Annotated in this window: 24 protein-coding genes; 12 read left to right on the top strand and 12 right to left on the bottom strand. The window is 62.2% G+C overall.

The features are described 5' to 3' along the window. Positions 1 to 41: 41 nt before the first annotated feature. Positions 42 to 671 carry a LysE family translocator gene (locus tag C7A17_RS16080; RefSeq protein ID WP_106738962.1) on the bottom strand — a complete coding sequence of 210 codons (630 nt, stop codon included), beginning with the start codon at positions 669 to 671 and terminating at the stop codon, positions 42 to 44. A 79-nt stretch (positions 672 to 750) separates the two neighbouring features. Here C7A17_RS16080 and C7A17_RS16075 point away from each other — a divergent pair, with 79 nt between their 5' ends. From C7A17_RS16075 to C7A17_RS16060, 4 genes are all read left to right on the top strand, one after another. Further along, positions 751 to 1,716 carry a 2-hydroxyacid dehydrogenase gene (locus C7A17_RS16075; protein ID WP_106738961.1) on the top strand — a complete coding sequence of 322 codons (966 nt, stop codon included), beginning with the start codon at positions 751 to 753 and terminating at the stop codon, positions 1,714 to 1,716. A 30-nt stretch (positions 1,717 to 1,746) separates the two neighbouring features. Beyond that, positions 1,747 to 2,742 (top strand): class I SAM-dependent methyltransferase, encoded by a 996-nt coding sequence (locus tag C7A17_RS16070; RefSeq protein ID WP_106738960.1) that lies wholly within the window; start codon positions 1,747 to 1,749, stop codon positions 2,740 to 2,742. A 249-nt stretch (positions 2,743 to 2,991) separates the two neighbouring features. After that, the gene (locus C7A17_RS16065; protein ID WP_106742972.1) at positions 2,992 to 3,573 is read left to right on the top strand and encodes a TMEM165/GDT1 family protein; all 582 of its coding nucleotides are present in this window, start codon (positions 2,992 to 2,994) and stop codon (positions 3,571 to 3,573) included. 111 nt (positions 3,574 to 3,684) lie between these two features. Continuing rightward, positions 3,685 to 4,128, top strand: a complete 444-nt coding sequence (locus C7A17_RS16060) for an ester cyclase (RefSeq protein WP_106738959.1) — start codon at positions 3,685 to 3,687, stop codon at positions 4,126 to 4,128. Positions 4,129 to 4,182: 54 nt separating this feature from the next. On the opposite strand, the gene C7A17_RS16055 is transcribed toward C7A17_RS16060, so the two are convergent. Then, positions 4,183 to 5,004 (bottom strand): M48 family metallopeptidase, encoded by an 822-nt coding sequence (locus tag C7A17_RS16055; RefSeq protein ID WP_106738958.1) that lies wholly within the window; start codon positions 5,002 to 5,004, stop codon positions 4,183 to 4,185. A gap of 194 nt (positions 5,005 to 5,198) precedes the next feature. On the opposite strand from C7A17_RS16055, the gene C7A17_RS16050 reads away from it, so the two are divergent. After that, positions 5,199 to 7,349 (top strand): methyl-accepting chemotaxis protein, encoded by a 2,151-nt coding sequence (locus C7A17_RS16050; protein ID WP_106738957.1) that lies wholly within the window; start codon positions 5,199 to 5,201, stop codon positions 7,347 to 7,349. A 30-nt stretch (positions 7,350 to 7,379) separates the two neighbouring features. Here the strand turns inward: C7A17_RS16050 and C7A17_RS16045 are convergent, their stop codons facing one another. From C7A17_RS16045 to C7A17_RS16035, 3 genes are read right to left on the bottom strand one after another with little or no spacing between them, the layout of a single operon-like run. After that, entirely contained in the window at positions 7,380 to 7,997 is a 618-nt protein-coding gene (locus tag C7A17_RS16045) for an SOS response-associated peptidase (RefSeq protein WP_106738956.1), read from the bottom strand. Between the two features lie 27 nt (positions 7,998 to 8,024). Continuing rightward, positions 8,025 to 8,285 carry a putative signal transducing protein gene (locus tag C7A17_RS16040; protein ID WP_106738955.1) on the bottom strand — a complete coding sequence of 87 codons (261 nt, stop codon included), beginning with the start codon at positions 8,283 to 8,285 and terminating at the stop codon, positions 8,025 to 8,027. Beyond that, positions 8,285 to 8,467, bottom strand: coding sequence for a CPXCG motif-containing cysteine-rich protein (locus C7A17_RS16035; RefSeq protein WP_061240949.1), 183 nt, complete (start codon positions 8,465 to 8,467; stop codon positions 8,285 to 8,287). Before C7A17_RS16035 ends, C7A17_RS16040 begins: the two co-directional genes overlap by 1 nt. A gap of 86 nt (positions 8,468 to 8,553) precedes the next feature. Here C7A17_RS16035 and C7A17_RS16030 point away from each other — a divergent pair, with 86 nt between their 5' ends. Then, entirely contained in the window at positions 8,554 to 9,717 is a 1,164-nt protein-coding gene (locus C7A17_RS16030) for a 1-acyl-sn-glycerol-3-phosphate acyltransferase (protein WP_106738954.1), read from the top strand. Positions 9,718 to 9,780: 63 nt separating this feature from the next. On the opposite strand, the gene C7A17_RS16025 is transcribed toward C7A17_RS16030, so the two are convergent. Further along, positions 9,781 to 10,065: a hypothetical protein gene (locus tag C7A17_RS16025; protein WP_106738953.1), complete on the bottom strand. Its 285-nt coding sequence runs from the start codon at positions 10,063 to 10,065 to the stop codon at positions 9,781 to 9,783. Positions 10,066 to 10,339: 274 nt separating this feature from the next. Here C7A17_RS16025 and C7A17_RS16020 point away from each other — a divergent pair, with 274 nt between their 5' ends. After that, a complete protein-coding gene (locus C7A17_RS16020) occupies positions 10,340 to 10,546 on the top strand; it encodes a hypothetical protein (RefSeq protein WP_106738952.1) in 207 nt (68 codons plus the stop codon). 74 nt (positions 10,547 to 10,620) lie between these two features. Here C7A17_RS16020 and C7A17_RS16015 read toward each other — a convergent pair whose 3' ends face one another. Then, positions 10,621 to 10,908, bottom strand: a complete 288-nt coding sequence (locus C7A17_RS16015) for a PA4642 family protein (RefSeq protein WP_106738951.1) — start codon at positions 10,906 to 10,908, stop codon at positions 10,621 to 10,623. Positions 10,909 to 11,401: 493 nt separating this feature from the next. On the opposite strand from C7A17_RS16015, the gene dauA reads away from it, so the two are divergent. Beyond that, the gene (dauA, locus tag C7A17_RS16010) at positions 11,402 to 13,141 is read left to right on the top strand and encodes a C4-dicarboxylic acid transporter DauA (RefSeq protein ID WP_106738950.1); all 1,740 of its coding nucleotides are present in this window, start codon (positions 11,402 to 11,404) and stop codon (positions 13,139 to 13,141) included. Positions 13,142 to 13,223: 82 nt separating this feature from the next. Here dauA and C7A17_RS16005 read toward each other — a convergent pair whose 3' ends face one another. Continuing rightward, the gene (locus C7A17_RS16005; RefSeq protein WP_106738949.1) at positions 13,224 to 13,781 is read right to left on the bottom strand and encodes a hypoxanthine-guanine phosphoribosyltransferase; all 558 of its coding nucleotides are present in this window, start codon (positions 13,779 to 13,781) and stop codon (positions 13,224 to 13,226) included. 240 nt (positions 13,782 to 14,021) lie between these two features. On the opposite strand from C7A17_RS16005, the gene upp reads away from it, so the two are divergent. Both upp and C7A17_RS15995 read left to right on the top strand, forming a co-directional pair. Further along, positions 14,022 to 14,660 carry a uracil phosphoribosyltransferase gene (gene upp, locus C7A17_RS16000; protein WP_106738948.1) on the top strand — a complete coding sequence of 213 codons (639 nt, stop codon included), beginning with the start codon at positions 14,022 to 14,024 and terminating at the stop codon, positions 14,658 to 14,660. A gap of 2 nt (positions 14,661 to 14,662) precedes the next feature. Beyond that, on the top strand, positions 14,663 to 15,934 hold the full coding sequence (locus C7A17_RS15995; protein WP_106738947.1) for a uracil-xanthine permease family protein: 1,272 nt from the start codon (positions 14,663 to 14,665) through the stop codon (positions 15,932 to 15,934). A gap of 126 nt (positions 15,935 to 16,060) precedes the next feature. On the opposite strand, the gene C7A17_RS15990 is transcribed toward C7A17_RS15995, so the two are convergent. After that, a complete protein-coding gene (locus tag C7A17_RS15990; protein ID WP_106738946.1) occupies positions 16,061 to 17,074 on the bottom strand; it encodes a DUF481 domain-containing protein in 1,014 nt (337 codons plus the stop codon). 161 nt (positions 17,075 to 17,235) lie between these two features. After that, positions 17,236 to 18,234, bottom strand: a complete 999-nt coding sequence (locus C7A17_RS15985) for a DUF481 domain-containing protein (RefSeq protein WP_199796332.1) — start codon at positions 18,232 to 18,234, stop codon at positions 17,236 to 17,238. A 15-nt stretch (positions 18,235 to 18,249) separates the two neighbouring features. Here C7A17_RS15985 and C7A17_RS15980 point away from each other — a divergent pair, with 15 nt between their 5' ends. Beyond that, complete coding sequence (locus C7A17_RS15980; protein ID WP_106738945.1) at positions 18,250 to 18,624, top strand: MGMT family protein; 375 nt, start codon at positions 18,250 to 18,252, stop codon at positions 18,622 to 18,624. A 40-nt stretch (positions 18,625 to 18,664) separates the two neighbouring features. Continuing rightward, positions 18,665 to 20,482, top strand: coding sequence for an AmpG family muropeptide MFS transporter (locus C7A17_RS15975; protein ID WP_106738944.1), 1,818 nt, complete (start codon positions 18,665 to 18,667; stop codon positions 20,480 to 20,482). 75 nt (positions 20,483 to 20,557) lie between these two features. Here the strand turns inward: C7A17_RS15975 and C7A17_RS15970 are convergent, their stop codons facing one another. Both C7A17_RS15970 and C7A17_RS15965 read right to left on the bottom strand, forming a co-directional pair. After that, positions 20,558 to 21,388 (bottom strand): mechanosensitive ion channel family protein, encoded by an 831-nt coding sequence (locus tag C7A17_RS15970; RefSeq protein WP_106738943.1) that lies wholly within the window; start codon positions 21,386 to 21,388, stop codon positions 20,558 to 20,560. Between the two features lie 109 nt (positions 21,389 to 21,497). Then, positions 21,498 to 21,977, bottom strand: coding sequence for a YajQ family cyclic di-GMP-binding protein (locus tag C7A17_RS15965; RefSeq protein ID WP_106738942.1), 480 nt, complete (start codon positions 21,975 to 21,977; stop codon positions 21,498 to 21,500). Between the last annotated feature and the right edge of the window lie 3 nt (positions 21,978 to 21,980).

Here is a 21,980-nt window from a genome sequence, read left to right as displayed (position 1 = left end):
AGCCCAGCATGAAAGAGCCCCGCAATAGCGGGGCTCTTCGTTTAACGCATCTCGGTCAGCGCCAGCTTCACACCGATGCCCACCAGCACAGCCCCCATCATGCGATCGAACCAATGCCCCATGCGGGCGAAACCGGCACGCACGCGTTGCTGGCTGAACAGCCAGGCCACCAGACAAAACCAAAACGCCGTGGCAAACGCCAGGTAGATGCCATACCCCGCCTGCACGGGCACCGGGGTATGTGGATTGATCACCACGGTGAACAAGGAAAGGAAAAACAGCGTGGCCTTGGGGTTGAGCCCATTGGTGATGAACCCGGTGACGAACGCACCACGACCGCTGCGCTCGCCTGTCGACAGGCTCAGCTCGGCACTGGCCGGATCAGCCGGGCGCGCACGCAGCGCCTTGAAACCGATATACAGCAGATAAGCTGCAGCCAGCCATTTCAGCGCGTTGAACAGGACGATGGACTGCGACACGATCAAACCGATGCCGAGCAGTGAATAGGTCACATGCACCAGAATGCCGGCACCCACTCCGAAGGCGGTGAAAAGCCCCGCGCGGCGACCGTAGCCGACGCTCTCGCGCACGACGATGGCGAAATCCGGCCCCGGGCTGGCCACTGCCAACAGGTGAATCAGGGCAACGGTGAGAAATTCGCTCCAGTACATGGTGGCTCCGCATCGACATGGAAGGTCTGATAGGCTCGCCAATCTACTCCTGCGTCCCTCCTGCGAAAAGGTACAGCTGATGAGCAATAGCCCACGCGCCGTGTTCCTCGATCACGCCTCCCTCGACCTTGGCGACCTCGACATGCAACCGCTGCATCAGGCCTTCACCGAGCTGACCCTGCACGCGCACACGCGTCCGGATCAGGTCGCCGAACGCCTGCAAGGTGCACAGGTCGCCATCAGCAACAAGGTGCCGCTGGATGCCGCGACTTTCGCCGCCTGCCCCGAATTGAAACTGGTGCTGGTGACCGCCACCGGCACCAACAATATCGACCTCAAAGCCGCCAGCGCCCACGGCGTGACCGTCTGCAACTGCCAGGGCTACGGCACCCCATCCGTGGCACAACATACGCTGATGCTGTTGCTGGCCCTGGCCACGCGCCTGCCCGACTATCAACGCGACATCGCTGCCGGTCGCTGGCAACAGGCCAATCAGTTCTGCCTGCTCGATCACCCCATCGTCGAGCTCGAAGGCAAGACCCTGGGCATGCTCGGCCACGGCGAACTGGGCGGTGCCGTCGCGCGCCTGGCTGAAGCCTTCGGCATGCGCGTGCTGCTCGGTCAACTGCCCGGTCGACCAGCGCGTGCTGACCGCCTGCCGCTGCACGAACTGTTACCGCAGGTCGATGCACTGACCCTGCATTGCCCGCTCAACGAGCAAACGCGCAACCTGATTGGCGCCGCTGAACTGGCCCTGATGAAACCGCGCGCGTTCCTGATCAACACCGCGCGTGGTGGCCTGGTCGACGAGCAGGCGCTGGCCAGTGCCTTGCGCAACGGCCATCTGGCTGGCGCCGCTACTGATGTGCTGCTGCAAGAACCGCCAAAGGACGGCAACCCATTGCTGGCAGCCGACATTCCACGCCTGATCGTCACCCCACACAGCGCCTGGGGCAGCCAGGAAGCACGCCAACGTATCGTCGGGCAGGTGGTGGAAAATGCCGCAGGCTTCTTCGCCGGTGCGCCACGGCGAGTCGTCGGGTAAGCTGCGCAGCTTTTTCAGGCAGGTACCACCATGGATCCTCGAAGCGACGTTCTCCTGCGCCAGGCCGAGCTGTTCGATGGCGAGTTGCTGCTGGCGGGCCTGCCTGCAGATGACTTGCTTGGCGCACTGCCGCAGGCACATGGCTGGAATTGGCATGCGGGCAATCAAGCCTTGCTTGCCACGCGCTTTGCCGGACGCAGCGAGTTCGACACGCGTATGCCGGAGGGCGGCTATCGCGCTGCCGTGCTGTTCCTGCCCAAGTCACGCGAACTGACCGATTACCTGCTGCAAGCCCTGGCCTCTCGCCTGACCGGCAAGCCGCTGTATCTGGTCGGCGAAAAACGTGGCGGTATCGAGCGTGCAGCGAAACAGTTGGCCATCTATGGCAAACCACGCAAACTCGACAGCGCGCGGCATTGCCAACTCTGGTGCGTCGAGGTTGAACAGGCGCCGCCGGTGCCCGACCTGCATGCCCTGGCCCAGACTTACCCGCTGCAGCTGGCCGATGGGGAGCTGGAGATCGTCACCCTGCCCGGCGTATTTGCCCATGGCCGCCTGGATCGCGGCAGCGCGCTGCTGCTGGAGCACCTGGATGGCCTGCCAAGCGGCCACCTGCTGGATTTCGGTTGCGGTGCGGGTGTACTCGGCGCTGCGCTCAAACGGCGTTACCCAGGCAGCGAACTGAGCCTGCTGGATGTCGATGCCTTCGCCCTGGAGAGCAGCCGCCTGACCCTCGAGCGCAACGGCCTGACGGCCAACCTGATCGCCGGTTCCGGAATCGAGTCGGCGCCAGAAGGATTGAGCGCCATCATCAGCAACCCGCCGTTCCACCAGGGCGTACACACCGACTACCAGGCCAGCGAAAACCTGCTAACCCAGGCAGCACGCCATCTGGTCAAAGGTGGCGAGTTGCGCCTGGTGGCCAACAGCTTCCTGAAATACCCGCCGCTGATCGAGCGCCACCTCGGCCCCTGCCGAACATTGGCCGAGGCCGATGGGTTTCGCATCTACGGCGCACGCCGCTAATTGGGGTTGATCCCAGCGCAGCGCTTGGGCACAATTGCGCCCGTCCTAGGGGAGTAGTCTCCCGCGAGCGCCCTGCTCGCCCGGTATGCGTCAACACACTTGCTCCGCAGAGCATGGCGCATGCGACCCAAGGCCTACCTAGAGAGGCCTGCGGTTTGACAAGACCTATGACACGTACAACCTCACCCGGGGCGGGAAGGTAGTTCGTGTCATAAGCCGTGTTGACCCGCCCCTTTAGGAAACCTGATGCTGGAATCCCTGTTCGTCCCCACCTTCATCGTGGCTCTCGCCGAAATCGGCGATAAGACCCAATTGCTCGCTCTACTGCTGGCCGCCCGTTTTCGCCGGCCCTGGCCGATCATCTGGGGCATCGTCGTCGCCACCCTGGCCAACCACTTTGCGGCAGGCGCCATTGGCAACTGGGTTGCCGGCTTCTTCTCGCCAGCCACACTGAGCTGGATCCTCGCGGCCAGCTTCGTCGCCGTGGCGGCCTGGACACTGGTTCCGGACAAGCTGGACGACGATGAAGAGTCAGGGCTGAAGAAATACGGCCCCTTCCTCACTACCCTGATCGCCTTCTTCCTCGCCGAGATGGGCGACAAGACTCAGGTCGCTACCGTCATGCTGGCTGCGCAGTACCCACACTTCGTCCTGGTGGTGATCGGCACCACGCTGGGGATGCTGCTGGCCAACGTACCGGTGGTACTGGCGGGTAACTTCGCCGCCGAACGCCTGCCGTTGACCTTGATCCGTCGCCTGGCTGCCTGTGCCTTCGCCGCCTTGGCAGTCTATGCCGGCTACCAGGCGATGAAACTGAGTGGCTTGATCTGACGTAGCGCTGACGCCAACCGCCTGGCATTTCGGCCAATCCCAGCCCCCTCCTGCCTGCTGCTAAAGTGCGCGCCATATCACGCAGTTCAGGCCCGCAGTCAGGAGGGCAAGATGTCGCTGGATGATCGCAAGAAGGTGGTGTGCCAGCACATCGACCTGACATGGAACAAAGGCCGTCTGGCTCTGGCCGAGCAACTGCACAGCCGTGATTTTCTCTACAAGAGTTCGTTCATCGGCCACCCGATAGGCAGCGCCGGCTTTACCCAGATGGTGCAGGACATCCGTCATGCAATGCCGGATCTGCAGGTGGTGATCGAGGAATGCATCGCCGAAGGCTACAAGGTGGTCACCTGGAGCACCTTGATCGGCACCATTCAGAAGCCCGCGCTGGGTTACCCTCCCAGCGACAAGGTACTGAGTATTTCAGCCATGGCTTTCTGGACATTGAACCCGGGCAACGAGATTCAGGAAATCTGCACCATGTTCGACATGGAAAGCTTTCGTTCCCAGCTGGGTCTGGAAACTCGCCCCTTCGCCGAAAAAGCCCTGCCCTGAAACACCAACGGCGCGCCGTGACCATCACGCCGCGCCGTTTTCATGTCCTCGAACTCAACGCCCAGCCTTGGCCTGCTCGTACAACGGCATCACCTTGGGAATGGCCGCCTGCAGCGAGGCGATGCGGCTGCTGGATGACGGGTGCGTACTCATGAACTCGGGGGGAGCGCCACCACCGGCCGCCTCCATTTTCTGCCACAGGCTGATGGCCGCATTCGGGTCGTAGCCCGCGCGGGCAGCCAGCTCCAGGCCGATCAGATCGGCCTCGTTCTCGTTACCACGGCTGTTGGGGTACGTCAGGCTGTACTGCACCAAGGTATCGGCCAATGCCATGCCGCTTTCGCCCAGACCGAGCAACGCGCCAGCCCCCTGCTTGGCGACCTGAATGCCATAAGCCTTGGACATCGCCTCACGGCTGTGCTCACGCAGGGCATGCGCCATTTCATGGCCCATGATCGCGGCGATTTCATCGTCGGTCAGTTTCAGCTGCTCAATGATGCCGCTGTAGAAGATGATCTTGCCGCCCGGACCGCAATTGGCATTGAGCTCCGGGCTCTTGATCAGGTTGACCTCCCACTGCCAGTTGGCGGCATCCGGGCGAAAACGCGGTGCCTGCGGGATCAGACGACCGGCGATGGCCTGCAGACGCTTGGCGTTGGCGCTGGTCTTGTCCAACACCCCCTTGCTCGACGCCTCGCTCAATGTCTGCTGATAGGACTGCGCATACATCTGATTGACTTCTTCGGCTGACAGCATGCTGAACATGTACTGCTTGCGCTCAACGCCAACCGCGCCCCCACTGGTGGTGTTCACGGCCTGGCAGCCAGCCAGCAGCAGGGCAGCCACCAGGCCATTCAGATAAAGAATCTTGCTCATCGAGCCATCTCCTTGAATCGGACGCCCTATGCTAGGCCGCCCCCGCAACACGAGCAACAGCGCCACTTGCGCGATGGCTGTGCGCCATCTTTGCTGAATACGACACCAGCCTGCTCGTTAGCACCAGCCCATTAAGGTTTTAGCCTGTCACTGCCGATATCCCGTGACAGGCCACTCTGCGCCCGGGAGTTCTCATGAAGTTCAAGTCGATCCAGTTTTCCGTCGCGTTCCTAGCAGGTGCCAGTGTGCTGGCGGTGGTCGTGGCCTTGGTGCTCTACGCGCTGTTCGCCAGTGGGCGAACCCAGGCACTGGTACAGGAGCGAACCCAGGGACTGCTCGAACAGGTTATCGAACAACGCCTGTCTGCACTGGCTCAGGCGCAAGTCAGTGAAATCCAGCGAGAACTGGAAGCGCCTCTACAGATCACCGCCGACCTCGCGCGGGTCAACGCCATGCTCGGTATGACCGACACCAATGGCAGCCCGCTGCTCAGTACCAGTCGCGAAGAACTGGCCAACCTGGTGCACGAAACCACGGCGCAGAACCCCAAGCTGCTCGGCAGCTACATCGGCTGGGAACCGAACGCATTCGACGCCAGCGACGACATGTATGCCGGCAGCAAGGAAAACGGCTACGACGGTACCGGCCGCTTCCTTACCTGGTGGTATCGCAATGCCGACGGCAGCCTGGGCATCGACTCCATTGGCTCAACCGAAAGCGAGGAGCTGCTGCCGACCGGCGTGCGCGCAGGCGAGTACTACCTCTGCCCCAAAGAACGCAAACGCCCCTGCGTGATCGATCCGGCCCCTTACGATGTCGGCGGCAAGATGACCATGCTCGCCTCCTTCACCTCACCCATTCTGGTCAATGGCGAGTTTCACGGCATTGCCGGTGCGGATCTTGCGGTCAATTTCATCCAGGATCTGCTGGTCAAGGCCGACGCCCAACTCTACAACGGGGCCGGCGAAATGGCTCTGATCGCCAGCAATGGCCGTCTGGTCGCCTCGACCAAGACCCCGGACAAACTCGGCGAGCCGGCGACGGTGCTACTCGACGCCAACGAGGTGAGCAATCTCGGCACGCTGCAACCCGGCAAGCCGCTCTATTCGATTGACGCCAAGGACGACCCCGAGCACAGCCATATCGAGCTATTCCTCAGCTTCAACATTGGCCAGAGCGACACCCGCTGGGTGCTGATGGTGGTCTTGCCGTTGAAGGCGGTGATGGCCGAGCTGCATCAATTGCAGGGCGACCTGGCTACGCAGCGCGACGCCGACACCTTGGGCATGACCCTGGTGGGCCTGCTGATCGCCGGTCTTGGCTTGCTGGTGATCTGGTTCGTCGGCTACGGCATCGCCCGCCCGCTGCGGCAGATGGTCGGTATGCTCGATGACATCGCCAAGGGCGACGGCGACCTGACGGTACGCCTGCAGGTCGAGCGCAAGGACGAGCTGGGGCAGATCGCCCAGGGTTTCAACGCGTTCCTGACCAAACTGCAGTCGATGATCGCCGCCGTAGTGACCTCGGTGCAGCAAGTCAGCGACTCTTCCGAGCACACCGCCGACATCGCCATCCGCACCAACCAGGGCGTGCAAAAGCAGTTGGCCGAGATCGAACTGGTCGCCACAGCGGTACATGAAATGACAGCTACCGCCCAGGATGTCGCACGCAACGCCACTCACGCTGCAGAAGCAGCCAACCACGCCGACCGCGCGGCCAATCAGGGCAAGCAGGTGGTGCAGGAAACCTCGGCCGCCATCGCCGCACTGGCCAGCGAGATCGGCCGCGCCGTAGGCGTGGTGCAGAACCTGGCCAAGGACAGCGAGAACATCAACGCCATCCTCGTCGCCATCCGCGGCATTGCCGAACAGACCAACCTGCTTGCGCTCAATGCGGCTATCGAGGCAGCCCGCGCCGGCGAACAGGGTCGCGGCTTCGCCGTGGTCGCCGACGAGGTGCGCAACCTGGCGCAGAAGACCCAGCAGGCCACCGAAGAAATCCAGAGCATGATCCAGCAGTTGCAGCAGGGCACGCGCGAAGTAGTCAAGGTGATGGAACAGAGCCAGAGCAAGACCGACGACAGCGTGGAACATGCCAATCAAGCCGCTCAATCCCTGGAGTCCATCACCCAGGCAGTGTCGGTGATCAACGACATGAACACCCAGATCGCCAGCGCAGCCGAGGAACAGAGCGCGGTAGCCGAGGACATCAACCGCAACGTCACCAATATCGGCCAGGTCGCCAACGAGGTGGCCGCTGGTGCCGACGAAGCCAGCCAGGCCAGCGCTCAACTGACCAAACTGGCCGAACAGCAACGCCGCCTGATCAATCAGTTCAAGGTGTAAGGGACTTCACCCGCGCGCCACCACGAAGGCTCAAGCCGGAGTCAGGCACTCCGGCGCATCCAGCTTCGGATCGTTGACCAAAGTCGCCAGGGCGCGCTCACGCAGCGCGACCTGCGGCTTGGCCAGCAGCGCGGCCAACTGCTCGGGTGGCGTATCGCTACTCAACCACAATGCCTGCTCATGCTCATCGAGAATCAACGGACGGCGCAGCGTGGCGGCCTCCTGGGTGATCAACGCCACACTCAGGTATTCATGTCCGCTGACCGGATAAATCTCCCACAGCGCCGCGAAATACATCAGCGAATCGCCGGTGGTCATCCAGTACGGCCGCTTGCGTGTGGCCCCGCGCCACTCGTAGAAACCATTGGCCGGCAGCAGCGCACGCCGTAGGCGATAAGGCTCACGAAACATCGGTTGCTCGGCCAGGGTCTCGGCGCGCGCATGAGCCGGAGTCTTGGACAGATCCTTGAGCCAGGCCGGCGTCAGCCCCCAGCGTGCCGCTGCGGCCTGTGGCCCGTTCTCGCCAGCACGCAGCATCAGCACCTGAGCGTTAGGCGCAAGGTTCCAGTGTGGCTGCTGGCCAACAGGAAAGCCGGGCAACGCGGCAAAAGCAGGCGACCAGCGGAACAGGGCATAACGTCCACACATGAAACGACTCGACAGGCAGGGGGCGCATCAGCAGAGCAACACGCCCTGGAAAGACTCCGGTTCATCACCGGTCACAGGTTGCGCGGCATTGTACTCAGCGATCAGCACGCGTGCCCGTTCGGCATCCACATCACTAACCACCAAACCGAGCAGGCCGCATGCCGGCAACTCCCCCATCGCCCCGATAAGGTGCTGGCCGAGCAGGTGCGCTTCGACGCCTTCGCTGGCCAGCATATCCACCAGCAATTGCCCTTCCAGCAGGTTTTCCGGCTCGTAGATTCGTTGCATCAGTCGTTCTCCGCACGCACTTCCAATGCCCACTCGACACCGTCCGTACGCAACTCGAACTCGATCGGCCGGCAGCACACCGGGCAGTCCTCGATATAGGACTGATCGCCCCCCGACAGATCGAGCAGCGCCTCGGCCGGTTCGCCGCAATAAGGGCAATGATACGACTCGCTTTCCAGCATCGCGGCCTCCTTGTGACTTGGCGTTATAATCGCCGGTCTATTGCTGACCCTGTTACCCAACCTTAGCCGTTTCACAACAAGAGAGCATGATGGGCGCATTCGATGCCATCCGACCCTATGCCGATGCAGAAGTGCGCCCCGTGTTGGCGCGCCTGCTCGCCGACCCGGCGTTTCTCGGCACCCTCACCCGTTTCCGCTTTCCACGGCTTGCCGGGCCATTGGGCTGGCTGCTCAAGCCGCTGATCGCCGCGCGGCTGCGCAGCGAGTTCGCCAGCATCGATTCGGTCGCCGGCCTGCAGCAGAAGATCGAGCCTTACATCGATCGCACCATCGAACACGCCAGCGACGGCATCAGCTACTCCGGCCTGGAGCACCTGCAGCCGGGCAAAGCCTATCTGTACCTGGCCAATCACCGCGACATCGTCATGGATCCGGCCTTCGTCAACTATGCCGTCTACCATGCCGGCCTGCAGACGCCGCGTATCGCCATTGGCGACAACCTGCTGCAACGTCCCTTCGTCAGCGACCTGATGCGCCTGAACAAGAGTTTCATCGTGCACCGCTCGATCAGCGGACGCCGTGAAAAACTCGCGGCGTATCAACTGCTCTCGGCCTATATCAGCCATTCGATTCGCGAAGATGGCGAATCGATCTGGATCGCGCAGGCCGAAGGCCGGGCCAAGGACGGCGACGACCGCACCGATTCGGCCATCCTCAAGATGTTCCACATGAGCCGCAAGGACGAGCCATTCGCCGAGGTGATCGACTCACTCAACCTGATCCCGGTGTCGATCAGCTACGAATACGACCCCTGCGACCAGGCCAAGGCCCGCGAACTGAGCGTGCGCGCCGCCACCGGCAGCTATACCAAGGCACCAGGCGAGGACGATGCCAGCATCGCCTTGGGCATCACCGGCTACAAAGGGCGCGTGCACCTGCACTTCGGCCCACCGGTTGCTGGCCTGGAAGACACCAAGCAACTGGCACAAGCCCTGGATCGCCATATCCTCGGCCAGTATCGTCTGTTCCCGGTGCACTACCTGGCCTATGCCATGTGGGAAGGACGCGAAGCCGATCTCGGCGTACCGGCAGCCTCCGAACTGTTCGCCGCTGCCGAACTGAGCAAGGCCGAAGCCGAATGGCGCAAGCGTCTGGCCGCCTGCAGTGCTGAGCAGAAGCCCTATCTGATCCTGCAGTACGCCAACCCGGTACGAAACCAGTATCGAATCAAGGCAGGCCTGCCGCTCTAAGGCCTGGAGAAACAAACGAAAACGGCAGCCCAATGGCTGCCGTTTTCGTTTGGCACATGGCCGTTACAAACGGGTGCTGAACCAGGACAGCATCAGCGCCGCACTCAGGCAGACAGCACCAAAGCGGTAGAAGAAACGGTTGATGCGCAGAGTGCGCTCGTCAAACAGCTGAACCTCATCGAGGCCATCCAGCTCGCCCTGGGCCAGCAGCCGGGCCTGCACACGCTGCTCACGCAAACGCGTCATCAGGCACAACCAGCCACCAGCCACAGCGAAGAACAGCGCCAGAGCATTCACTGCCACGCCAGGATAGGCGAGTAGCAGCGACCACAACACCTGCAGCGACATGCAACACCTCGAGATCAGCATGGTGCAGGGCTGACGGCACCGCACCAGAATGGGGATTACGGCTGAAAAATCATCTTGTTCAGCCCTCCAAAGTCGCCGCGCAGTGTACTGAAATCCTGCTTTTATAAGGTTCGTTTCCGACGAACGCAGCTCGCTATCCCGAAATCGTCTGAAAACTGTCATAAGCCTGGCCTAGGGTTTGTATCTCTCAGAGTGACCAAACAGTCACGACTGTTGCTGGAGCCCCAACCCTTATGTCCTCGGAGGACTTGCCATGCTTAACCCTCAACCGCTGGATCGCGATTACCTGATCGACTCGCTGGATGAAGTGGACGCCGTGGTCGACGAACTTTCCTTCAATGTGCAGGATCAGCACTGGCTGGTTTACTGCGCCCTGGGCGGACATGAGCACTATGACCTGCCGGACATCGACAACCGAACCGGCATGAGCCTGCCAGAACTCTACGAGCAGGCCGCCTGAGCCCCTTCACCAACGAAAACGCCCCGAATGATCGGGGCGTTTTCGTTTCACCTGAGTTCGTCGATCGCTGGCGATCAACCACGGGCGGTCTTGATCACGTCGATATACGGCTCGGCATTACGCTGATCCTGGATCAGCGCAATGAAATCATTACCCTGGGCATCGACAGCCGACAGGTCATAGCCCGCCGCTACGAAGAAGCCGACGAAACGCTCGAAGTCATCCACACGCAGGCCACGATAGGCCTTGACCAGCTTGTGCAGCGAAGGCGGCGTGGCATCGGCCGGCTCCACCGTGAGAAACAGCTTGATGGAGTCGTCGCTGATTTCTTCGCCAATCACCTGCTTCTTGTCTTTACGCATCGCCCGCTCCCGCCAAGCATTACAGAGGGCCGGCAGTGTAGCGCCGACACAAGCGCGGCTCAACGCGCAGCAGAGCACGCTACCATGCAGCAAAAGTGCGCGACAGCCGACCTAGGTCAAACCGCGAGACGTCCCACACCCCTTATAATGCGCCAAGCCACTAGGGTCTATTGACGTTTCGGCGAAAGCCGCGTTGCTGCGAGAAATGGCTCCCGGTTGGCGCAGGACGCCGGTAATGGTTCGAGTCCTGCAACAACAGCGGGAGTCATTTCCCGCGCAACCCGAAGAACCGTGCCAGTTTTAGCGCGGAACGTTGTTACTCGACGGCTCATTTGAACGACCACAAAAACGCCAGGAGCGTTTTTGCGCGCAAGCCCCGAAGGGGTAAAGCACATGGATGTGCTGAACACACTCGCGTCTCGTGCCTAGCCCCGCGCTAAAACTGGCTCCGGCGCGGTCGCGGCGAAACGTCAACAGCCCCTAGGGAGCCAGCATGTCACGTCAATCGCTGCCGCTGTTCACCGCCTGGCGCCAGACCCTGCGCGCCGGATACTCCTGGAAAGCCCTGCGCGGCGACCTCAGCGCCGGGCTGACGGTCGGTATCATCGCCATCCCGCTGGCCATGGCACTGGCCATCGCCGTCGGCGTGGCGCCGCAACATGGCCTGTACACGGTACTGATCGCTGCTCCGCTGATCGCCCTGTGCGGTGGCTCGCGCTTCAACATTTCCGGCCCCACAGCGGCCTTCGTGGTGATCCTGTTACCGATCACGCAGCAATACGGCCTCGGCGGCCTGCTACTGTGCACCATGATGGCCGGGGTAATTCTGATCACCCTCGGCCTGTTGCGCGCCGGCCGGCTGATTGAGTTCGTGCCCTACCCGGTCACGCTGGGGTTTACCGCGGGCATCGGTATCGTCATCGCCATCCTGCAGATCAAGGATCTACTTGGCTTGGAGCTGTCCGCCACGCCACAGCATTTTCTCGACAAATTGGCCCTGCTATCCGAGGCACTGCCAAGTCTGCAACTCGGCGATACGCTGGTCGCTGCCTGCAGCCTCGCGACGCTGCTGATCTGGCCGCGACTGGTGCCCAAGGTGCCCGCTCATCTGGTGGCACTGGCCGTAGGCGCACTGCTGGCGCTCGAGCTGGAACGCCTTGGATTACCCGTCGCAACGCTGGGCGAGCGCTTCAGCTACACCCTCGATGGCATCGAATACCCCGGCATTCCACCGTTCCTGCCGGATCTGGCGTTGCCATGGGCATTGCCAGGCCCCGATGGCCAACCGCTTGTGCTGTCCTTCGAACTGATCCGCCAGTTGCTGGCCCCCGCCTTCGCCATCGCCATGCTGGGCGCCATCGAGTCGCTGCTGTGCGCAGTGGTCGCCGATGGCATGACCGGCAGCAAGCATGACCCGAACGCCGAACTGATCGGCCAGGGCCTGGGCAACCTCGCCGCACCGTTCTTCGGCGGCATTACTGCCACCGCGGCGATCGCGCGCAGCGCCGCCAACGTACGCGCCGGCGCATTCTCGCCGCTGGCCGCAATCATTCACGCCGGCGTGGTGCTGGCCGCCATCCTGCTGCTGGCGCCGCTGTTCAGTTACCTGCCGATGGCTGCCCTCGCCGCCCTGTTGCTGATGGTGGCGTGGAACATGAGCGAGGCACGCCACGTCGTGCATACCCTGCGCATCGCTCCCCGTGGCGACGTGCTGGTATTGCTGACCTGCCTGATGCTGACGGTGCTGTTCGACATGGTGCTGGCCGTCGGCGTCGGCCTGCTACTGGCAGCCGGCCTGTTCATCAAGCGCATGAGCGAACTGACCGACACGGCAGCGCCAAGCCGGCGCCAGCGTCTGGTTCTGCAGGACTTGCCGGAGCAGGTGCTGGTCTACGTGATACGCGGCCCGCTGTTCTTCGGCGCCGCGGAAAAGGCATTGAGCGTGCTGCGACGTTTCAGCCCGGAGGTGAAAGTGGTGATCGTCGACATCAGCGCCGTGCCATTACTGGACATGACCGCCATCGCAGCGCTGGACAATGTGCTGCGCGACTACCACAAGCAGGGCGTGGCACTGATCCTCAGTGGCCCCAGCGCTCAGGTGCGCCTGCAACTGCGCCGCGCCGGCATTCACCGCCAGCCCGGACAACTGGCCTACGTGCACGACCTGCCACAGGCGCGAGAGAAGGCGCTGCGCTGGCTGGATGACACACCGAAAGAGGCGCTCCTCAAGTAGGGTTCGCCATGCGCACCGGGGGCAACGGTAGGAAAAGCCGGTGCGCGCGATGCCCCCCTACTCTCCTCGCATCGACAGGGGCTTATAAACCCTTGACCGCAAAGATGCCGGCAGCGTTGCGCCAGTAGCCCTTGTAGTCCATGCCGTAGCCGAAGATGTAGCGGTCGATGCACTGCAGGCCGACGTAGTCCGCCTTCAGATCCGGACGCGCCTTGCGCTGGTGATCCTTGTCGATCAGCACCGCGGTGTGCACCGCGCGGGCACCAGCATGACGGCAGAAGTCGATGATCGCGCCCAGGGTGTGGCCTTCATCGAGAATGTCATCGACGATCAATACGTCGCGATCGATGAACGACACCTCCGGCTTGGCCTTCCAGAACAATTCACCACCACTGGTCTCGTTGCGATAGCGCGTCGCATGCAGGTAGGACGCCTCCAGCGGAAAATTCAGCTTGGTCAGCAGTTTGCCGGAGAAGATCAGACCGCCGTTCATCACACAGAACACCACTGGGTTGCGCTCGGCCAACTCGGCGTTGATGCGGGTTGCGACCTGGTCGATAGCGGCCTCGACCTCGGCTTCGGTGAACAGGCAGTCGGCTTCTGCCATGATTTGGCGAATGTGCGCGAGATCGGCGGACATGATGGCGTTCTCTCTTGATCGGGGCGTTTATGAGTGACGTCGAACAGCAGAAAGCTGATCGACCCGTCAAATAAAAGCGGGCAAAGGTACAGCCCCATGCAGCACTTGCCAAGTGGCGGCTGACCGGCGTTGCGCAGGCACTTCACCTCGCCTAATGACCAGCCAGTCACTCACCACTTGGCATAAGCAATGCTTTACTCTAACGCGATTTTTACCAGAGCCTGTTGGAGACCCCAGCTTATGCCCATCCGTGAGATCCGCCACCCGCTGATCCGTCACAAAATCGGCCTGATGCGCCGTGCCGACATCAGCACCAAGAACTTTCGTGAGCTGGCCCAGGAAGTGGGCTCCCTGCTGACCTACGAAGCGACCAAGGATCTGCCGCTGGAGTCCTATGAAATCGAAGGCTGGGCAGGCCCGGTACAAGTGGAGAAGATTGCCGGCAAGAAGATCACCGTGGTGCCGATCCTGCGCGCCGGCATCGGCATGCTCGACGGCGTGCTCAGCCTGATCCCTGGCGCCAAGGTCAGCGCCGTGGGCGTCGCGCGCAACGAGGAAACCCTGGAGGCGCACACCTACCTGGAAAAGCTGGCTCTAGGCATCGATGAACGCCTGGCGCTGATCATCGACCCGATGCTGGCCACCGGCGGCTCCATGGTTGCCACCATCGACCTGTTGAAAAAGGCCGGCTGCAAGGAAATTCGCGCCATGGTGCTGGTCGCGGCCCCCGAAGGTATCGCCGTGGTGGAGAAAGCTCACCCTGACGTCACCATCTTCACTGCGTCCATCGATCAGCGTCTGAACGAACACGGTTACATCATTCCGGGCTTGGGCGATGCCGGTGACAAGATCTTCGGCACCAAGCAGAAGGACGCCTGAGCATGAGCCAGCAGGAATACAACGATCCGCTCTGGCGCCAGGGCATCTCCGGCGCGCAGATGCTCTTCGTGGCCTTCGGCGCCCTGGTGCTGATGCCGCTGATCACCGGGATGGATCCCAACGTCGCCCTGTTCACCGCCGGTATCGGCACCCTGCTGTTCCAGCTGGCAACCGGTCGTCAGGTTCCCGTGTTCCTGGCGTCGAGCTTCGCCTTCATCGCGCCGATCCTGGTGGCCAAGGAGCAGTTCGGCCTGCCTGCGGTGCTGGGCGGTATCGTGGCCTCCGGCTTCGTCTACGTGCTGCTCTCCGCAGCGGTCAAGCTCAGGGGCCCGAACTTCATCGACCGCCTGCTGCCTCCCGTGGTGATCGCCCCGGTGATCATTTCCATCGGCCTGGCGCTGTCGCCGGTCGCAGTGAACATGGCCATGGGCAAGGCCGGTGACGGCAGCGTGCAACTGGTGCCCTACACCACCGCGATGATGATCTCCATGCCGGCGCTGATAACCACCCTGCTGGTCGCCGTGCTGGGTCGCGGTATCTTCCGCCTGGTACCGATTCTCGCCGGCATCGCCGTGGGCTGCGGCCTGGCGGCTTTTTTCGGGGTGATCGACACCAGCGGCATCGCCAAGGCGCCCTGGCTGGCCATGCCCGCCTTCGTCGCGCCGGAGCTGCACTGGGGCGCGATTCTGTACATGGTGCCGGTCGCCCTGGCCCCGGCCATCGAGCACATTGGCGGCGTGGTTGCCATCGGCAGCGTCACCGGCAAGAACTTCGTGAAGAAGCCGGGCCTACACCGCACCCTATTCGGCGATGGCCTGGCGACCTCCGCAGCCGGTCTGTTCGGCGGCCCGCCCAACACCACCTACGCGGAAGTGACCGGCGCGGTGATGCTGACCAAAAGCTACAACCCGAAAATCATGACCTGGGCAGCGGTGTTCGCCATCACCCTGGCCTTCATCGGCAAATTCGGCGTGGCCCTGCAGAGCATTCCGGTGCCGGTGATGGGTGGCATCCTCTGCCTGCTGTTCGGCTCGATCGCCGTGGTCGGCCTGAATACCCTGATCCGTCATCAGGTGGATCTGTCCGAAGCACGCAACCTGATCATCGTCTCGGTGACCCTGGTGTTCGGCATCGGCGGCATGGTGATCGGCGGCGACGAGTTCGCCCTGTCGGGCATCTCCCTGTGCGCCATCGCGGCACTGATGCTCAACCTGCTGCTGCCAGGCGGCGCCGGCTGGAAGAACAAGGCGCTGGACGAGCAACAGGAACCCTGATGTAGACAGCGGCCCTATGCTTCAAAAACAAACGCCCCGAACCAGTCGGGGCGTTTGTCTTTACGTAGGCTGCGCCATGCGCACCGATTGCCAGTCATGGTGCGCACCGCGCACCCTACGGACGGATTACCAACCCACACCAAAGCCCAGGGTGTAGCGGGTCTCGTCGAGATCGCCTTCGGCGCCGCTGACGATATCCTTCTCGGCCTTCATGTTCAGCGAGGCCCAGTCGGTGACCTTGTAGCGCAGGCCCACTTCGGCATCCAGGCTGTAATCGGCAGCGCCACTGAGCGGGCGACCGACCTCACCGACGCTGAACAGCTCGACGGTCTTGCCGATCAGATAGCGGTTGTAGTCCCACTTCACGCTCAGCGCGTAGAAGCGATCCTGCTCGCCGTTGCTGTAGCGATAGTCGCTGCGGTTGGCCAGGGTGGCGATGGAAAAAGCGCCCAGTTCGTCGTCCCAGAACTGATAACCCGGACCGGTACCGAGGGTGCGCTGGCGCTCAACCTCTTCGATACGGTCACGCTTGTACTCGAAGCGCCCCTGCCAGAACCATTTCTCGGTGATGAAGCGGTCAAGCGCGTACTCGGCGCTCCAGTTGTCGGTGCTGACCACATCGTTCTTCAGTTCACGGTTGTAATCGGCAATCGCGTTGTGCCGCCACTGGCCATGACGCGCCTGGGTCTTGATATCCACGTCATAGTCATCGGAGTCGCGCTCACCGCGCTTGTAGTCCAGACCGAGGTCGATATTGCCCTTCCAGGTGAAATCCTCCACCAGCGGCTTGGGCTTCATGATCTGCTCGATCTGCGCCAACTCGATGGTCTTTGGCGCCTCGCCGTTGGCCAGGGTGACCTTGCCAGGCTCTGCAGCCAGCAGCGATTTGGCCCGCTCGCCGTCTACCGGACCGAGCTTGACCAGCAGCTCGTGGTCACTCTCCAGGGTGGCGACTTTTTTCCAGTCCAGCGGGATGGAACCACCGTAGTCGGTTTCCAGCAGCAGTTTGCTGCCATCGAAGAAACGGATGGTACCGGTGAGACGGTCTCCATTTTTCAACCAGACGGTGTCGGCGAAAGAGGCGGAACTGAATAGAGCGATGCTCAGACCAAGCAGGGAAAGCGATGTAGAGCGCGGCATAAGAGTAGGCAATGGCGTTGGTGGGCGAAAGCCGGGCATTATCCGCAACCCCGGCGCCAGAGCAACAGGTGACCGGGGCAAATCCGCAGAGTTCAGCTTTTTCCGCCCAATGGCTGTGAAATCGGCTGAAGATCAGCGCGCCACAGCGTCCGCGCAGCGCCTCACCAGCCCACGCCTATACCGATCAGATAGTGCCGATCGGAAACGGTCTGGCCCTGGCCCCGCAGCTGATCGAGCTCGTACAGAAGCGACAACCGTGCCCACTGGTTGAGTCGATAACGCAGGCCGAATTCGCTGTCGAGCACATAGTCGATCTCATCGATGTGCGGAATCTGCAGTTCGGCGTTGGCGTAGAACTCCAGGCGTGTGCCCCATAACAGACGCTTGTAATCCAGCTCCAGGGACGTGGTGTTGAACGCCAGGTCGGCGATGTCCGACTCCAGACGCACACGATTGAATTGCCCGATCAGATCGAAGCGGCCCAGTTCGTCATCCCAGAAGCGGTAGCCTGGCCCCGTACCCGCGATGCGCTGACGGTCGATGGCTTCGAACTCATCCTCGCTCTGCTGCAAGCCAACCCGCCAGAACCATTGCTCGGTGAAGAAGCGGTCGAGGTCGTACTCCAGCTCCCAGTTATCCTCTACCTTCCTGTCATTCTTGGTTTCACGCTCCAGCTCGCCATTCAACACATGGCGCCAGCGCCCATGCTCGACGCGGGTATTGCCCTTGAGCTTCCACTCGTCGACATCGTTCTGATTACGCTTCATGTCCAGCTTGGCGTCGAGGTTGCCCTCCCACAAACGGTCTTCCAGCAACGGGCGCGGCGGCACCAGGCGCTTGATCTCGGCCAATGGCAGCACGTACTCGCGCTCTCCCTGCACCCGCACCATGCCGCCTCCAGCGGCGGCCAACCTTTCGCTACGCTCGTTGTCGAACCCGCTGCGCCTCACTAACAGAGGTTTGTCTGAACTCAGGGTGTCGATATCCTTCCAATCGATCAGCACCTGGCCGGCGTACTTGGTCTTGAGCGCCAGCTTGCCGCCATCGAGCAGAATGATTTCGCCTGAAAGCCGATCGCCATTGTCGAGCCAGACGGTATCGGCCCACGACGGCGCAGCCAGGGTATAAAGGACGCAGACGAGCAATAGACGCAGCAACATAGAAGGACGACCCACATGGGCAAGATGAACCCGGCAGAGTCTGCATGGCCGGCTTCGCCACCGGCAAGCGCCGAGGCGCGCCGTGAAGCGCTGTATCTGGTGCTGGCGCAGATCCCGGAGGGCAAGGTAGTGAGCTATGGCGAACTGGCCGAGATGGCCGGCCTGGGCCGCGCCGCGCGCTGGGTCGGCCGTACCCTGAGCCAGCTACCTGATGGTTCGCGCCTGCCCTGGCATCGGGTAATAGCCGCCGGCGGACGCCTGAGTCTGGCCGCAGGAACAGTCTCTGGCGCCGAACAACGCGCGCGTCTGCGCGCCGAGGGCGTCAGCATCCTGAACGAACGTGTGGATATGCGCCGCCATGGCTGGCGTCCACTGGAGCACAGCAGTTAGAGTGCGCCCTACGAACCACCCCCACCTTAGATTCGAGCCAATGCCACGCAAATCCTGGCGAGAAGCCCTCGCTGCCTACGCCAGCCCCGCAACGCTGGCGCTGCTCCTGCTCGGTTTCGCTGCCGGCCTGCCCTACATGCTGGTGTTCTCCACCCTCTCCGTATGGCTGCGCGAAGCCGGCGTAGCGCGTGAGACCATCGGTTTCGCCAGCCTGATCGGCCTGGCTTACGCCTTCAAATGGGTGTGGGCACCGATGCTCGACCAATGGCGTTTGCCGTTGCTGGGCAAACTGGGGCGCCGCCGTTCCTGGCTGGTTCTGTCGCAGTGCCTGATCGCCATCGGTCTGCTGGGTATGGCCAACTACGACCCGCAGACCCAGCTCAGCAGCCTGATCGGTCTGGCGGTATTGGTCGCCTTCGCATCGGCCACCCAGGATATCGCGGTGGACGCCTATCGCCTGGAGATCGCCGAAGACAATCGCCAGGCCGCACTGGCAGCCGCCTACATGGCCGGCTACCGGGTTGCCGCACTGCTTGCCACGGCCGGTGCCCTCTACCTGGCAGAGGGCTTCGGCTCGACCGCCAAGGAATATCAGTTCAGCGCCTGGACCGGCACCTACCTGGTCTTCGCCCTGCTGATGCTGCCAGGGCTGATCACCACCCTGTGGATGCGCGAACCCACGGCGCCTGTGCAAACCCGAGCGGCACCACCCAAGCACGGTTTCCTGCTGCAATCGCTCGCCTTGCTGGCGGTGATCACCCTGGTGATCTCCGTGCCGACCATGTTCATCCAGTTCTACCAGAGCGACCTGATGCTCATGCTGCAGGGCGATCTCACACCGCACGATCTGCTCTACAACGACCGCGCCTTCCTGCGCGCCATGCTCTACACGACCCTGACCTGCATCTCCGTTTCCGGCCTGGCCTGGGGCGGCCTGGCGCCCGTGCTGAAGACGGCGACAGAACGCTACGGTTTCTTCCACCAACTGCTCTCGGTACTGCTGCTGATCATCCTGTTGATCTCGGTACCGGCGATGTTCACCCAGTTCTACGACAGCGATCTGCATCTGGTCTGGCAAGGTCAGCTCAGCCTGCAGGATCTGCTCTACTACGACCGCGCCTTCCTGCGTGCACTGCTCTATAGCGTCCTCACCGCCCTGTCCATTTCCAGCCTGTTCTGGGGCGGCATGGCGCCAGTGCTGACCCCGGTCAACGACTTCATCGTGCGCTATCGCTGGCAGGCGCTGCTGCTACTGGCGCTGATCGCCACCTATCGCCTGTCCGACACGGTGATGGGGGTGATGGCCAACGTCTTCTACATCGACCAGGGCTTCACCAAGGAACAGATCGCCAGCGTCAGCAAACTGTTCGGTCTGGTCATGACGCTGCTCGGTGCCGGCGTCGGCGGGCTGCTGATCGTGCGCTTCGGCATCATGCCGATCCTGCTGATCGGCGCGGCCGCCTCGGCGGCGACCAACCTGCTGTTCATGCTGCTGGTGAACATGGGGCCGCATCTGCCAATGCTGACCCTGACCATCTCAGCCGATAACTTCAGTGCCGGTCTGGCCACGTCGGCGTTCGTCGCCTACCTCTCCAGCCTCACCAACCTGAAGTTCTCGGCCACCCAATACGCCCTGCTCAGCTCCATCATGCTGCTGCTGCCCCGGTTGATCGGCGGCTACTCGGGTGTGATGGTGGAAAAGCTCGGCTACGCCCAGTTCTTCCTCGCGACCGCGGTAATGGGCATACCGACCTTGATCCTCATCGTGATCCAGTGGCGGCGCGACAAGCGCCAGGGCAATGGCGACACCACCCCAACGGCGGCGGCACAACCCACAGCGGATGCCCTGAAGAGCTGACAGACAAAGGCCGCGCATTCTTTCGAAGCGCGGCCTTTTCGGTCACAGAGACACCTGAGAGCAGAGCGCAGCCTGCTAACGCCCCTGTTGCACCACCTGCACCACACGCGGCGGCTGCGCCAGCTCCACGCCTTCGGCACGCAGGCGATCACGCACGTTCTCGTTGAGCATGAAGATCACGCTCCAATAATCGCTGGCTGCCGTCCACATGCGCAGCGACAGGTTGATCGAACTCTCGGTCAGACTGGCCACCACCACCACGGGCGCCGGCTGCTGTTGCACGCGCGAATCCTTGGACAGTTCCAGCAGAACCTGGCGCGCCTTGGCCAGATCGGCGTCGTAGTCGAGCTTCACGTCGTAGAGAATCTGCCGCGTCGCCTGGCGCGAGTGGTTGGTGATGATGCCGTTGGACAACGTCCCGTTGGGCACGATCACCGTCTTGTTGTCGCCCGTACGCAAGACCGTATGGAAGATCTGGATGTAATCGACCGAGCCGGAAATACCCTGGGCCTCGATGAAGTCGCCCGCCTTGAATGGGCGAAACAGCATGATCAGCACGCCGCCGGCGAAATTCGCCAGGCTGCCCTGCAAGGCCAGGCCGATGGCCAACCCGGCGGCACCGATCATGGCGATGAAGGAAGTGGTTTCCACACCGATCATCGACGCCACGCTGATCACCAGCAGGATCTTCAGCACGATGCCGATCAGGCTATCGATGAAGCTGCTCAAGGCGCGATCGACTCGACGCCCTTCGAGCAAGCGCCCGACACTTGCGGTCAACCGGCCAATCAGCCACCAGCCGATGACCAGCGTGACCAACGCCAGCATCAGCTTGCCGCTATATTGCAACACCACTGGCAGCCAGGCCTCGGACAGCCTGACCAGTTCATCGACATTCATATCCATTGGACGCTCCTTCTGCGCACGAAACAGAACCGCCACGGCAAGCCATGGCGGTCAGGGCAACAGAAGAGTCGACGCGAGCGAGGGGGTCTAGGTTCCCTCAGGGCGGGAATCAGTCGCGGAAGTTGTTGTACTGCAGCGGCATGCCGAACTCATGAGCCCGCAGCGCAGCGATGGCCTCTTGCAGGTCATCACGCTTCTTGCCGGTAACCCGTACCTGCTCGCCCTGAATGGCGGCCTGAACCTTGAGCTTGGCTTCCTTGATATGCGCGACGATCTTCTTCGCCAGTTCCTTGTCGATGCCTTCGCGGAAAGTGACTTCCTGCTTCATCACCTTGCCCGAGGCATAGGGCTCCTTGGTTTCCATGCACTGGCAGTCGATCTTGCGTTTGATCAGGCTGCTGCGCACGATATCGAGCATCTGCTCGAGCATGAACTCGGCTTCCGCGGTCAAGGTCAGGGCCTTGTCCTTGCTTTCGATGCTGCACTTGCCGCGCAGATCGAAACGGCGATCCAGTTCCTTAATGGCGTTGTCGACCGCATTGGTCAGTTCGTGTTTGTCCAGTTCCGACACCACGTCGAACGAAGGCATGAG

This window comes from Pseudomonas mendocina, from assembly GCF_003008615.1.
In the GTDB taxonomy this organism is placed as follows: domain Bacteria; phylum Pseudomonadota; class Gammaproteobacteria; order Pseudomonadales; family Pseudomonadaceae; genus Aquipseudomonas; species Aquipseudomonas mendocina_C.
Note: the sequence above shows the minus strand (reverse complement) of the source record. Positions and strands in the feature narration are given on the sequence as shown.

Bases quoted from the DNA above. Each gene is read 5' to 3' on its own strand.
- C7A17_RS16080 (WP_106738962.1), bottom strand. From the start codon at position 671: ATGTACTGGAGCGAATTTCTCACCGTTGCCCTGATTCACCTGTTGGCA.
- C7A17_RS16075 (WP_106738961.1), top strand. From the start codon at position 751: ATGAGCAATAGCCCACGCGCCGTGTTCCTCGATCACGCCTCCCTCGAC.
- C7A17_RS16070 (WP_106738960.1), top strand. From the start codon at position 1,747: ATGGATCCTCGAAGCGACGTTCTCCTGCGCCAGGCCGAGCTGTTCGAT.
- C7A17_RS16060 (WP_106738959.1), top strand. From the start codon at position 3,685: ATGTCGCTGGATGATCGCAAGAAGGTGGTGTGCCAGCACATCGACCTG.
- C7A17_RS16055 (WP_106738958.1), bottom strand. From the start codon at position 5,004: ATGAGCAAGATTCTTTATCTGAATGGCCTGGTGGCTGCCCTGCTGCTG.
- C7A17_RS16050 (WP_106738957.1), top strand. From the start codon at position 5,199: ATGAAGTTCAAGTCGATCCAGTTTTCCGTCGCGTTCCTAGCAGGTGCC.
- C7A17_RS16045 (WP_106738956.1), bottom strand. From the start codon at position 7,997: ATGTGTGGACGTTATGCCCTGTTCCGCTGGTCGCCTGCTTTTGCCGCG.
- C7A17_RS16040 (WP_106738955.1), bottom strand. From the start codon at position 8,285: ATGCAACGAATCTACGAGCCGGAAAACCTGCTGGAAGGGCAATTGCTG.
- C7A17_RS16035 (WP_061240949.1), bottom strand. From the start codon at position 8,467: ATGCTGGAAAGCGAGTCGTATCATTGCCCTTATTGCGGCGAACCGGCC.
- C7A17_RS16030 (WP_106738954.1), top strand. From the start codon at position 8,554: ATGATGGGCGCATTCGATGCCATCCGACCCTATGCCGATGCAGAAGTG.
- C7A17_RS16025 (WP_106738953.1), bottom strand. From the start codon at position 10,065: ATGTCGCTGCAGGTGTTGTGGTCGCTGCTACTCGCCTATCCTGGCGTG.
- C7A17_RS16020 (WP_106738952.1), top strand. From the start codon at position 10,340: ATGCTTAACCCTCAACCGCTGGATCGCGATTACCTGATCGACTCGCTG.
- C7A17_RS16015 (WP_106738951.1), bottom strand. From the start codon at position 10,908: ATGCGTAAAGACAAGAAGCAGGTGATTGGCGAAGAAATCAGCGACGAC.
- dauA (WP_106738950.1), top strand. From the start codon at position 11,402: ATGTCACGTCAATCGCTGCCGCTGTTCACCGCCTGGCGCCAGACCCTG.
- C7A17_RS16005 (WP_106738949.1), bottom strand. From the start codon at position 13,781: ATGTCCGCCGATCTCGCGCACATTCGCCAAATCATGGCAGAAGCCGAC.
- upp (WP_106738948.1), top strand. From the start codon at position 14,022: ATGCCCATCCGTGAGATCCGCCACCCGCTGATCCGTCACAAAATCGGC.
- C7A17_RS15995 (WP_106738947.1), top strand. From the start codon at position 14,663: ATGAGCCAGCAGGAATACAACGATCCGCTCTGGCGCCAGGGCATCTCC.
- C7A17_RS15990 (WP_106738946.1), bottom strand. From the start codon at position 17,074: ATGCCGCGCTCTACATCGCTTTCCCTGCTTGGTCTGAGCATCGCTCTA.
- C7A17_RS15985 (WP_199796332.1), bottom strand. From the start codon at position 18,234: ATGTTGCTGCGTCTATTGCTCGTCTGCGTCCTTTATACCCTGGCTGCG.
- C7A17_RS15980 (WP_106738945.1), top strand. From the start codon at position 18,250: ATGGGCAAGATGAACCCGGCAGAGTCTGCATGGCCGGCTTCGCCACCG.
- C7A17_RS15975 (WP_106738944.1), top strand. From the start codon at position 18,665: ATGCCACGCAAATCCTGGCGAGAAGCCCTCGCTGCCTACGCCAGCCCC.
- C7A17_RS15970 (WP_106738943.1), bottom strand. From the start codon at position 21,388: ATGGATATGAATGTCGATGAACTGGTCAGGCTGTCCGAGGCCTGGCTG.
- C7A17_RS15965 (WP_106738942.1), bottom strand. From the start codon at position 21,977: ATGCCTTCGTTCGACGTGGTGTCGGAACTGGACAAACACGAACTGACC.